This is a genomic window from Streptomyces sp. NPDC046881 (assembly GCF_040645015.1).
Classification (GTDB): Bacteria; Actinomycetota; Actinomycetes; order Streptomycetales; family Streptomycetaceae; genus Streptomyces.
Genome location: NZ_JBEYXJ010000047.1, coordinates 50,499 through 60,357, shown reverse-complemented (window position 1 = coordinate 60,357; position 9,859 = coordinate 50,499). Strand labels below are relative to the sequence as shown.

Sequence of the window (9,859 nt, the reverse complement as noted above, 5' to 3'; positions counted from 1 at the left end):
CTGGTGCGTGCTCTCGGCGTGCCGGGTGCAGTCCCTCGTACTGGACGTACTTGGGTCTGCGCCCGGTGCGGCGAGAGTGCGTGCCAGGCGTCGCGCGGCAGGAGGGACTTTGCGGACACGGCCTAGGCCCCGGCCGGGCTTCCGGGCCTCCGCCGGGCTTCCGCGCCGGGCCGTCTAGGGCTTCACCGACCGGTAGTAGCGCCGGGCGCCCTCCTGGAGGGGGAGGGGGTCGGTGTAGATGGCGGTGCGCAGGTCGACCAGCTGGGCGGAGTGGACGTGGGCGCCGATGTCGTCGCGACTCTTGATCACCGTGCGGGTCACCCACTCGGTCAGCCGGGGATCGACGTCCGTACGGGTCATCAGCACGTTGGACACGGCGATCGTCGGCACCTGGACACCCTGCTGGACGTTCGGGTAGGCGGACTCGGGGATGTTGGTGGCCCGGTAGTAGCGCGCGCCCTCGCCCTGGTCGTGCAGCCGGGTGACGAGGGCGTCGTCGATCGGGACGAAGCGGAAGTCGCGATTCTGCGCCAGCGCGACGAGCCCCTTCGTGGGCAGCCCGCCGGACCAGAAGAAGGCGTCGATCTTCCCCTCCCGCATCTGCGCCGGACCGGTGTCGATGCCGTCGGCCACCGGCGTGATGTCCTTGTGCGGGTCGATGCCGGCGGCCCGCAGCACCCGGTCGGCGATCAGCCGCACCCCGGAATTGGGCAGTCCGGTCGCCACCCGCTTGTGCCGCAGGTCGGCGACGGTCCTGATGTCCGAGCCGCTGGGCACGACGAGGTGCATGTAGTCGTCGTAGAGGCGGGCCACCCCGCGCAGCCGCCCGGCGCCGCTGCCGTGCCGCAGCTCGTACGTCGCCACCGCGTCGGCCGCCGCGATGGTGAAGTCGGCCTGCCCGGTCGCCACCCGCTGGACGTTCTCCTGGGAGCCCGCGCTGTCGAGCAGTTTCACCTTCAGGCCCGGCATGTCCTTGCCCAGCTCGGTACGGAGCCGCTCGCCGTACTCCTGGTAGACGCCGCGGGGGCTTCCGGTGCTGAACACGATGGTTCCGCTCGGCGGCTTCTCGCCCAGGGGCAGCAGCCACCACAACAGCAGCCCGAGGGCCACGGCACCGACGGCCGCGCCCTGCAGCGCTCGGCGCCTTCCGAGCCGGGGGAACACCTTGGACATGCGGGCGATCCTGCCAGGCGACGCGCGCCGCTGACCAGGGCGGGGGTCACTCCGGGGGGACGGCGAAGCGGAAGCAGGGGGTCCGCTCGGGGCGGTGGAGAAGCGGAAGCTGAGGGTCCGATCAGGGCGGCGGCGAAGCGGATGTCGGGGGGCCGCTCGGGGCGGCGGCGAAGCGGACACCGAGGGGTCGCTCGGGGCGGCGGGCGTTGTCGGTGGCGGCCGTTAGAGTCGCCGTATGAGCTCTTCGCCCGCCCGCCTCGTCCGTGAGTTCCACCGCGCCTTCGGCCTCGACGCCCGCAGCACGCCGACCGAGGTGGACCCGCGACTGGCCGCACACCGGGGCGAACTGCTCGCCGAGGAGGCCGCGGAGGTCGCCGAGGTCGCGGTGGAGGGACCGCTGGACCGGCTCGCGCACGAGCTGGCCGACGTGGTGTACGTCGCCTACGGCACGGCCCTGGTGCACGGCATCGACCTCGACGAGGTGCTCGCCGAGATCCACCGCGCCAACATGAGCAAGCTCGGCCCGGACGGGACGGTGGCCCGCCGGGCCGACGGCAAGGTGCTCAAGGGGGAGCACTACCGGGCGCCGGACGTCTCGGCCGTCCTGCGCCGCCAGGGCTGGACACCGGGCGGCGCGGCCTGACGCTTCCGCCCGGGGCTACGAGGACAGGGAGCCGCCCGCCAGCCTCCACTCGCGGTGCAGCGCGCCCAGCGGGACGCTCCGCTGGACGACGGGGGTGCCGAAGACGGACAGCTGGATCCGCAGGGTGCCGGTCAGGTCCACGCCGCCGTAGACGTCCCAGGTGCCCGTCGCCTTCGGTGTGCTGCCGTCGGAGGCGGCGGTGAGCGTGCCGGCGGCCTCGCCGCGCAGGTACGGGGCCAGGTCGGCGGTGACGCCGACGGTGCCGTAGAGGCCGACCGTCGCCTCGGCGCCGAGTGCCGTCTTCACGCTGCCGGCGGTGGTGACGGAGGCGCGTACGGGGGTGCCGGTCATGTGCGAGGAGCTGACCGGCGTCCACCCCCGGGCCGGGCCGAAGGTGCCGCCCGCCTTGAAGTCGCCCTTCAGGCTCTGCTCGACGTCGACGGTGGCCCGGCCGTCGGCGCTGATCTGGAGGTAGCAGGTCAGATCGAGGTTGACGACGACGGGCACCGGGCCGACCTGCAGGACGGGGTCGGCGTGCAGCTTGGCGAACGGGATGCGCAGCGGGGTGCCGGTGGCCGCCGCGGCTCGGCCCTTGACCGCCCAGCCCGAGGTCCAGTCACCGGACACGCCGAGGTACGCCGAGCCGGGCGGGGCGTCGCTGCCGGTGCCGCCGTAGGCGAAGTCGACCTGCGGGGCGACCTGGACGAAGCCGTGCACGGAGGCGGTGGCCGACGCGTTGGCGTCGCCTGCGGTGGGCACCTGGGCGCCGACGTCCAGCCGGAGGCTGCCGAGCGGCACCGTCGCGCCCTTGGGGCCGGCGTGCGCGTCCCCGGTCTTCGACCAGGACACCTGCACATCGGGCAGCAGCTTGTCGACGGTGAACGACGACGGGTCGACCGGCACGTCGCCCTTCGCCGTCGCGTCGCCGAGCAGCGCGTTGAGGGTGGCCGGTTCGGTCTGCACCTCGGTGCCGCCGTCCGTCTCGCCGATCACCTTGGTGACCTTGGCGAGCAGTCCGCGCGGTGCCCCCGGCGCGGGCGCGCTGGCGATCACGTCGCCCACGGCGGTGCGGTGCGGGGCGGCGGAGGAACCGGTGGACGGTGCGGGCGAGTGCGGTGAACTCCCCTTCGAGTGGTCGGAGATGACGGCCCGCCGGGTGTGGCCGTCGTACGAGCTGACGGTGAGCGTCGTCTTGTGCGCTCGCTGCCCGGAGCCGCGCGGGGCCGCCGTGGCGGTCGCGGTGGCGGTGGGAGCGGCGGCGACGGTGAGCGGGTGGTCCGTGCTCTCGGCGGCGGGCTCGGTGGCCCGGATCTGCTGTTCCTGTCCGGCGGCCGGCAGCTCCGCGGCCCGCGGTACGGCCGAGGAGCAGGCCGCGGCGAGGAACAGCGAGGTCACGGCGAAGGCGGGCAGCAGGGCACGCCTGTGCCTCATGCGTCTGCGCAAGGTGGGTCCTGTGTGGAGTGGGGGGTGGCAGGGAGATACCGGAACCGGCCCTACTCATGAGTAGAACCGGTTGGTAACTCGGTGACGCGCATGAGCATGCCACCCCCTGTGCACGGGCCGCGTACAAACCGGCCACAGCTCAACGTGACCTACGCCACGGGGAGTTGCGGCGGTGATGGCAGGGCGGGATCAGCGCCCGGCCGGCCCCGTACCGCCGAGGCGGGTCAGCAGCTCGGCGAGGCCCGCGACGTCCGCCGCGGGCCACGTCGGGCCGGCGAAGATCTCGGCGGCGGTCTCCTCCGCCGTGGCCAGCATCTCCGTCAGCCGCCGCCGGCCCGTCGCGGTCAGGGCCGCGTACGCCACGCGCGCGTCCCGGGCGTCCGGCTCCCGGGTCACCAGCCCGATCCGCTCCAGCGGGGCCAGCCCGCGCGTGACCCCGGAGGCGGTCAGCCCCAGCGCCTCGGCGAGGTCGACCCGGCGCATCCGGCCGCCGGGTGCCTGTCCCAGCCGGAGCAGCAGGGTGAAGTCGGCGAGGCTGACGCCGTGCAGCCCGCTCAGCCGGGCGTCGAAGCGTCGTACGAGCGCCGTCTGGGCGCGGACCAGGCGCAGCGCCGTGTCCAGGGCGTCGTTCACTCGCCTCGCCTCCTGCTCATCCTTGCGATGTCCTTGACTACTCAAGTTTATGGGCTGTTTTCACGCGCCGGTGCTGCGGGCGGCGCGGCGCTGTCGCTTGCCCAGGGGCGCCTGGGAGAGGTCCTCGGCGGTGGTCCGCAGGCGCTTGAAGCCGTAGCCTCGCCCGGTCAGCCAGGCCTTCGCCGTCTCCTCGGCCTGCTCCGTCGCCTCCAGGATGTCCTCCTCCTTCTCCCCGGCCGCGGAGAAGCGGAAGACGAAGGCGGGCCGGGCGGCGATGTCGTAGGTGAGGTTCCCCTCGGGGGTGAAGGCGGCGCGCAGGACGTCGTGTTCGGCGGCGTCGGCCAGCAGGGCGGCGCGCTGGGCGTCGGTGAGGGCGTCGAAGACGCCGCGGACGGTGATGCGGAAGGTTCGCGTACTCATTCCGCGACCCTAGGCAGAGCGGGGGTGCGTCATCCAGCGGGTTTCCGGGGGCGCCGGGGTCCGCCGGGTCCGGTCGGGTGTCGTGCGCCCGGCCCGGGCGTCCGCGGCCCGGGACCCCGGCCCCGGGCCGGCCCCCTCCGCCGCACCCGCGACCGGCATACGACCGGGTGCCGTCCGCGCAGGCGGCAGGTCCGGGCGTCCGTGGGGCGAACGTCGGGCGAGGTCCGGGCCGGGGGTTCACCGGGCCGGCGGACGCTGCTTCCCTGGCATCGTGCGGGATGACGGGGAGGCGGGGTGGACGTCGGGGAAGCGACCGCGCCCGTGGTCGCGGTCGTCGGAGTCGTCGGGACGCTGCTGTCCGCGCTGCTGACCCAGCGCGCGGCCGACCGCAGCCGCCGGCGCGAGCAGGAGCGCGTCGAGGAGGTGCGCGAACGGCGCCGGCACGCCCAGGAACTGCGCGCGTGCTACGTCGCCCTGAACACCTCCGCCCGCCAGTACCTGGCCGCCCTCACCGACCAGGTGCACGCGCTGGGCCGGGACGAGGAGCTGCGGACCGTACGGCAGCGGCTCACGGAGGCGCGTGACCAGTACCGGGACGTGTACGCCGAGGCCCAGCTGCGGATGCCCGACCGGGTGCTCGACCTCGTGGGCGGCCTCAGCCACGACCTCGGGGCGGTCTACGGCATGGTCCGGCGCCTGGACGACGGAGTCCCGCGCGCGGACGACTCACCGGCCGCCGTGCGGGACGGCATCGACGAACTGTGGGGCCGGCTGCGGCGGATGCGCCGCGAGATGCGCTCCCAACTGGGTGCGTTCCGGGCGGATTCCGGGCGCTGAGCAGGCCGGATCCGGCAACGTGCCGCAACGCGGGCCCTGGCTCGGCATAGTGGCGGTGATCCCGGGCCGGAGAGCCCGGCGACACCGCCGTACGGCGACGACGGCCGACCCGGCGGGGCAGAGGGGAGGACGGTGTGGACGAACCGCGCGCGGGGGCGGCCGAGCGGCTGCTGGCCCTCATCGGCGAGCACCTGGACACCATCCGCGAGGAGCTGGACGACGCACAGCATGCGCTGCTGCTGGCCTGGCTGAAGACGCTCGCCGTGGCGCCGGCGGACGACGACCGGGCGGTCCGCAGGGCCCTCCAGGGTGTCAGGCTGGCGCTGCTGAAGCTGCCGCCGGCCCATCCGGTGCGCCGGGAACTGGACTCCCTGCGCGGGGCGGTGCCGCTGGCCGGACCGGGGACCGTGGCCGGTGCGCAGGAGCTGATGGCCTGGTTCGGGCTGCCGTCGCCGGCGCGTGGACCGGCGTACGGGCCGGATCCCGAGCGAGACCTGCTGTTCGGGCAGCCGGTGCTGTCGGCCGCGGAGGCGTGGGGCCGCTGCGGTGGCGCGCCGCCTCCCGAACTGATCAGACTGCGCGGCCCGGACGACCGCGACCGCTACCCGGAGTTCCAGTTCGCCCCGGCCGGCGGCACCCCGCACGGCGTCGTCCTGGAGGTCAACCGGCTGCTGCTCGCGGACATCGACCCGTGGGGCGCCGCGGCCTGGTGGCTGAGCGGCAACACCTGGCTCGGCGGCACCCCCGCGGCGCTGCTCGGCCGGCTGCCCGACCACCGGCTGGTCGGCGCGGCCCTCGAACTGGCGGAGGGGGAGTGATGGGCGGCTTCTTCCCCATGATCGACCTGAAACTGCGCCCCAACCGCCGGGTGATCCCGGCGGGTACGGAGCTGTGGCGGGTGCACCTGTCCCGGTACGCACCGGACGAGTTCAATCCGCGGCTCGCGGACATCCACTTCCACGGGGGCCGTTTCGACGGCACGGTGCTCGACCAGTACCACAGCCTGTACCTGGCGGAGAGCGCGCTGACCGCGCTGGCGGAGAGCGTGCTGCGCTCCCGGCCCTTCGACGCGCCGGCCGGCGGCCGTACGATCCCCTACCGCGCGGTCTGGCAGCGCTCGCTCAGCTGCCTGCGCACCCGCTCCGACCTGATCCTGGTCTCCCTGGTCAGCGGCGCCGACCTGGCCGCGGTGTGCCAGGACGCCACGCTTCTGGAGGACGAGAGCAACTACGCGCGGGCACGGCGCTGGTCGAGCGAGATCCGGGCGCAGGCGTCCGACGCCATGGGGCTGATCTGGGAATCGCGGCGCAACCGCTCCGAGCACGCGATGGTGCTCTACCACGACCGCTGCCCGGGCCCGGACGGCCCGCCGCTGGAGGTGCTGCCCGACCGCGGCATCCCCGACCTCGGCTCGCAGGAGGGCCGGGCACGCGCCAACGAGCTCCTCGCACCGCTGTGGGCGCGGATCGCCGGGCCCGAGTGGCCATCAAGGGCGGGTGTGAGAGCTTGATGCCATGACGACGTACATCGCTCTGCTGCGCGGGGTCAATGTCGGCGGCAGCGCGCGGATCGCCATGAAGGATCTGCGCGCCCTGTTCGCCGGCATGGGGTTCGAGGACGTCCGGACGTATCTGCAGAGCGGGAACGTCGTGTTCCGTGCACCCACCGCCTCCACCTCCGCCGCGGCCACCGCCACCGACTCCGCCGCGGCCACCGCCTCCGCCGTCCCCGCTCCGGCAGGCACGCAGCGCCCCGCCGACCTCGCCGTGAGCATCGAGAAGCGGATCGCCGACGACCTCGGGGTGTCCTGCACGGTCCTGCTGCGCACCGGCGACTCGCTGGCCCGTACCCTCGCCGCGAACCCGTACCTCGGCCGGGAGGACGACCCGGCCAAGCTGCACGTCACCTTCCTCGCCCAGGAGCCGACCGCCGAGCAGGCCGCCCGCCTGGCGGTGCCCGCCGGGGAGACGGCCGTCTTCGCGCTGGTCGGCGACGAGATCCACCTGCACGTCCCGGACGGGTACGGCCGGACCAGGCTGAACAACGCCTTCATCGAGCGCCGCCTCGGCATGCGGGCCACCACCCGCAACTGGAAGACGGTCACCGCGCTGCACGAGCTGGCCGCCGGGCACTGAGCCGGCGGCCGGCCGCATCAGCGTTTGGCGGCGGGCGGCTGGGCGTCGCGGGCCGGGCGGACGAGGTGGTGGTCGGCGAGGGGACGCGGCTGGAGGACCGACAGGAGCGGCCCGGCCATCGCCGTGGTCACGACGGCCATGGCGACCATCAGGGAGTACAACCGCTCGTTGAGCACACCGAGTTGCAGACCGGCGGTCAGGATGATCAGCTCGGTCAGGCCCCTCGTGTTCATGAGGGTGGCCAGAACCGCCGACTGGCGCGCCGTGACACCGTGCGCCCGGGCGCTCAGGAACGCGCCGAGGAACTTGCCACTGACCGCGACCAGCAGGATGAGAGCGAAGTCCAGCCACCCGGACCGCCCCAGATCCGACAGGTCGACTTTCAGGCCCACGCTGATGAAGAAGACCGGCAGCAGCAGATGGGTGCTGACATGGCCGATCCGGTCGGTGATGTCCGCGCGCAGCCGCTCGGTGGATTCCTTCGGCATCACCACGCCGAAGAAGAACGCGCCGAAGATGAAATGCAGGCCTATCTTCTCGGTGACCGCGCCCGACACGAGCAGACCGGCGAGCACGGCCGTCAGCGCCGCGGGGCTCAGCCGGGCGGTGCCGTCACCGGCGGCGAGCAGCCTGCGCAGCAGCGGGCGTACGACCCACAGCATCACGCCGGTGTACGGCACGAGCAGCAGCAGATACCACTGGTGGGCGCCTCCTCCGCCGGCCAGCGCGACCACGGCGGCCAGCATGCACCAGGCGAGCACGTCCCCGATCGCGGCGCAGGCCAGCGCCAGGCCGCCGACCGGGGTGTGCTGCATCTTCCGGTCCGTGAGAATGCGGGCCAGCACCGGAAAGGCGGTCACCGACATCGCCGTACCCATGAAGAGCACGAATCCCAGCCGGTGGTCCGGGGCGTTGTCCTCGACCAGCAGCAGGGCGAGCAGGGCGCCGAGTCCGAACGGCAGGAGAATGGAGGACAGCGACACGGTGGCCGCCAGTCGTCCGGTACCGCGCAGGATTTTCCGGTCCAGCTCCAGGCCCACGATGAACATGAATACGGCCATGCCCACGTCGGCGAGTGCGGTGAGCATCGGCCGGATATCGGTCGGGAAGAGGAAATCGGAGGCCCGGTGGCCCAGCAAAGTGGGGCCGAGCATGATGCCCGCGAGTACCTCGCCGATGACCGCGGGTTGGGAGAATCGTCGGGCCGCGGCGCCCAGGAGCTGCGCCAGGACGAGTATGAGGGCCAGGTCGGAAAAGAGCGCGAACAGTTGGTTCGTGGTCACCGGTCCCTGCCTTGTTGTCGTTTTGCGGGCGCTGCCCGAAATTCGATGAGGTGCCGCCGACGTGCCCCGCCATGCTTCGTTGTATAGACCCTCTTTGTCAACGGCGATCTCGCGAGCCGCGTGGCTTTGGATAAGAGGCCGGAAATACCCTTGACGTGGAATGTGCGAGCGGAGTCGGAAAAAAGGGCGAATGCAGTGATCATGGAAGAATGCCGGTGGCCGCCCCGGCGCGTTTCAGCGCCCCGACCGCCGCCACCCGTACCTTTCAGGCCGCCGGGCCCGCGTCGGGAACGGCGTCCGCGCAGGACGGCCGCGCCGGCCGGGTTCCGGGCGACCGGAGCGGACGCTGGCTGGAAGTCGTCTCCAGTGGATCAAGGGGCTCTAAGCTCGAAAGGCGTCTGGCGAGCCAGGCGACGGACGTCTCGGTGATCTCGGTGAAGGGGCCTGAACTGCGGTGGAGGACAAACGCGTTGTCGTCGTGACCGGCGGAGGCTCGGGCATCGGGCAGGCCACGGCCCGGCTGCTGGGTGAGGCGGGTCACCACGTGGTCGTCTCCGGCCGGCGGGCCGAACCCCTGGAGCGCCTGGCGCAGGAGACGGGCGCGCTGGCGCATCCGTCCGACGTCGGGGACCCGGAGGCCGCCGAGGGGATCGTCCAGGCCGCCCTGGCCGCGTACGGACGGCTCGACGGACTGGTGCTGAACGCCGGCATCGGACGCGGCGGAGCCGTCGGCGACATGTCGCTGCGGGACTGGGACGAGGTGATGCGCACCAACCTGACCGGTCCGCTGCTCCTGCTCCGCGCCGCCATCCCGCACCTGCTGGAGTCCAAGGGCTCGGTGGTCGCCGTCGCCTCGGTGTCCGCGCTGCGCAACGGCACGAGCAACGCCCCGTACGCCACCTCCAAGGCGGCCCTGCTCCAGCTGTGCCGCTCCGTCGCCGTCGACTACGGGCGGCAGGGCGTGCGCGCCAACATCGTGTGCCCCGGCTGGGTGCGCACCGAGATGGCCGACCGGCGCATGGCCCGCTTCGCCGAGGAGGCGGAGCTGCCCGGCGGCGGGATGGAGGCCGCCTACGAGGAGGCGACCCGGCTGCTGCCCCAGGGACGCCCGGGCGAGCCGCGCGAGATCGCCGAGGCGATCGACTGGCTGCTGTCCCCGGCCGCGTCGTACGTCAACGGAGCCGTGCTCACCGTCGACGGCGGCGCCACCGCCCTCGACCCCGGAACCCTCGCCTTCGACTACCACATCGCGCCCCGCGGCGGCGGGAACGGCTCCGGCGCTCCCCGCTGAC

At 73.3% G+C, this 9,859-nt stretch carries 11 protein-coding genes; 6 read left to right on the top strand and 5 right to left on the bottom strand.

The genetic code is table 11. The annotated features are described in order from the left end of the window. Nucleotides 1-174: 174 nt before the first annotated feature. A complete protein-coding gene (locus ABZ923_RS22580; protein WP_361474681.1) occupies nt 175-1,173 on the bottom strand; it encodes a TAXI family TRAP transporter solute-binding subunit in 999 nt (332 codons plus the stop codon). A 235-nt stretch (nt 1,174-1,408) separates the two neighbouring features. Between ABZ923_RS22580 and ABZ923_RS22575 the strand changes: the two genes are divergently transcribed. After that, nucleotides 1,409-1,816 carry a MazG nucleotide pyrophosphohydrolase domain-containing protein gene (locus ABZ923_RS22575; RefSeq protein WP_361474679.1) on the top strand — a complete coding sequence of 136 codons (408 nt, stop codon included), beginning with the start codon at nt 1,409-1,411 and terminating at the stop codon, nt 1,814-1,816. A 15-nt stretch (nt 1,817-1,831) separates the two neighbouring features. On the opposite strand, the gene ABZ923_RS22570 is transcribed toward ABZ923_RS22575, so the two are convergent. The 3 genes from ABZ923_RS22570 to ABZ923_RS22560 form a co-directional block, all read right to left on the bottom strand. Continuing rightward, on the bottom strand, nt 1,832-3,247 hold the full coding sequence (locus ABZ923_RS22570; RefSeq protein ID WP_361474677.1) for a hypothetical protein: 1,416 nt from the start codon (nt 3,245-3,247) through the stop codon (nt 1,832-1,834). A 201-nt stretch (nt 3,248-3,448) separates the two neighbouring features. Continuing rightward, nucleotides 3,449-3,892 carry a MarR family winged helix-turn-helix transcriptional regulator gene (locus tag ABZ923_RS22565; RefSeq protein ID WP_361474676.1) on the bottom strand — a complete coding sequence of 148 codons (444 nt, stop codon included), beginning with the start codon at nt 3,890-3,892 and terminating at the stop codon, nt 3,449-3,451. A gap of 60 nt (nt 3,893-3,952) precedes the next feature. After that, a complete protein-coding gene (locus tag ABZ923_RS22560; protein ID WP_361474674.1) occupies nt 3,953-4,312 on the bottom strand; it encodes a DUF6204 family protein in 360 nt (119 codons plus the stop codon). A 294-nt stretch (nt 4,313-4,606) separates the two neighbouring features. On the opposite strand from ABZ923_RS22560, the gene ABZ923_RS22555 reads away from it, so the two are divergent. The 4 genes from ABZ923_RS22555 (at nt 4,607) to ABZ923_RS22540 (ending at nt 7,284) form a co-directional block, all read left to right on the top strand. Continuing rightward, entirely contained in the window at nt 4,607-5,149 is a 543-nt protein-coding gene (locus ABZ923_RS22555; protein ID WP_361474672.1) for a hypothetical protein, read from the top strand. A 134-nt stretch (nt 5,150-5,283) separates the two neighbouring features. Continuing rightward, nucleotides 5,284-5,967 (top strand): hypothetical protein, encoded by a 684-nt coding sequence (locus ABZ923_RS22550; protein ID WP_361474670.1) that lies wholly within the window; start codon nt 5,284-5,286, stop codon nt 5,965-5,967. Beyond that, on the top strand, nt 5,967-6,659 hold the full coding sequence (locus ABZ923_RS22545; protein WP_361474667.1) for an RES family NAD+ phosphorylase: 693 nt from the start codon (nt 5,967-5,969) through the stop codon (nt 6,657-6,659). Before ABZ923_RS22550 ends, ABZ923_RS22545 begins: the two co-directional genes overlap by 1 nt. 4 nt (nt 6,660-6,663) lie before the next feature. Then, nucleotides 6,664-7,284 (top strand): DUF1697 domain-containing protein, encoded by a 621-nt coding sequence (locus tag ABZ923_RS22540; RefSeq protein WP_361474665.1) that lies wholly within the window; start codon nt 6,664-6,666, stop codon nt 7,282-7,284. Between the two features lie 17 nt (nt 7,285-7,301). Here ABZ923_RS22540 and ABZ923_RS22535 read toward each other — a convergent pair whose 3' ends face one another. After that, nucleotides 7,302-8,567, bottom strand: a complete 1,266-nt coding sequence (locus tag ABZ923_RS22535; RefSeq protein WP_361474662.1) for a cation:proton antiporter — start codon at nt 8,565-8,567, stop codon at nt 7,302-7,304. 454 nt (nt 8,568-9,021) lie between these two features. Here ABZ923_RS22535 and ABZ923_RS22530 point away from each other — a divergent pair, with 454 nt between their 5' ends. Beyond that, nucleotides 9,022-9,858 (top strand): SDR family oxidoreductase, encoded by an 837-nt coding sequence (locus ABZ923_RS22530; RefSeq protein WP_361474659.1) that lies wholly within the window; start codon nt 9,022-9,024, stop codon nt 9,856-9,858. Nucleotide 9,859: the final 1 nt, after the last annotated feature.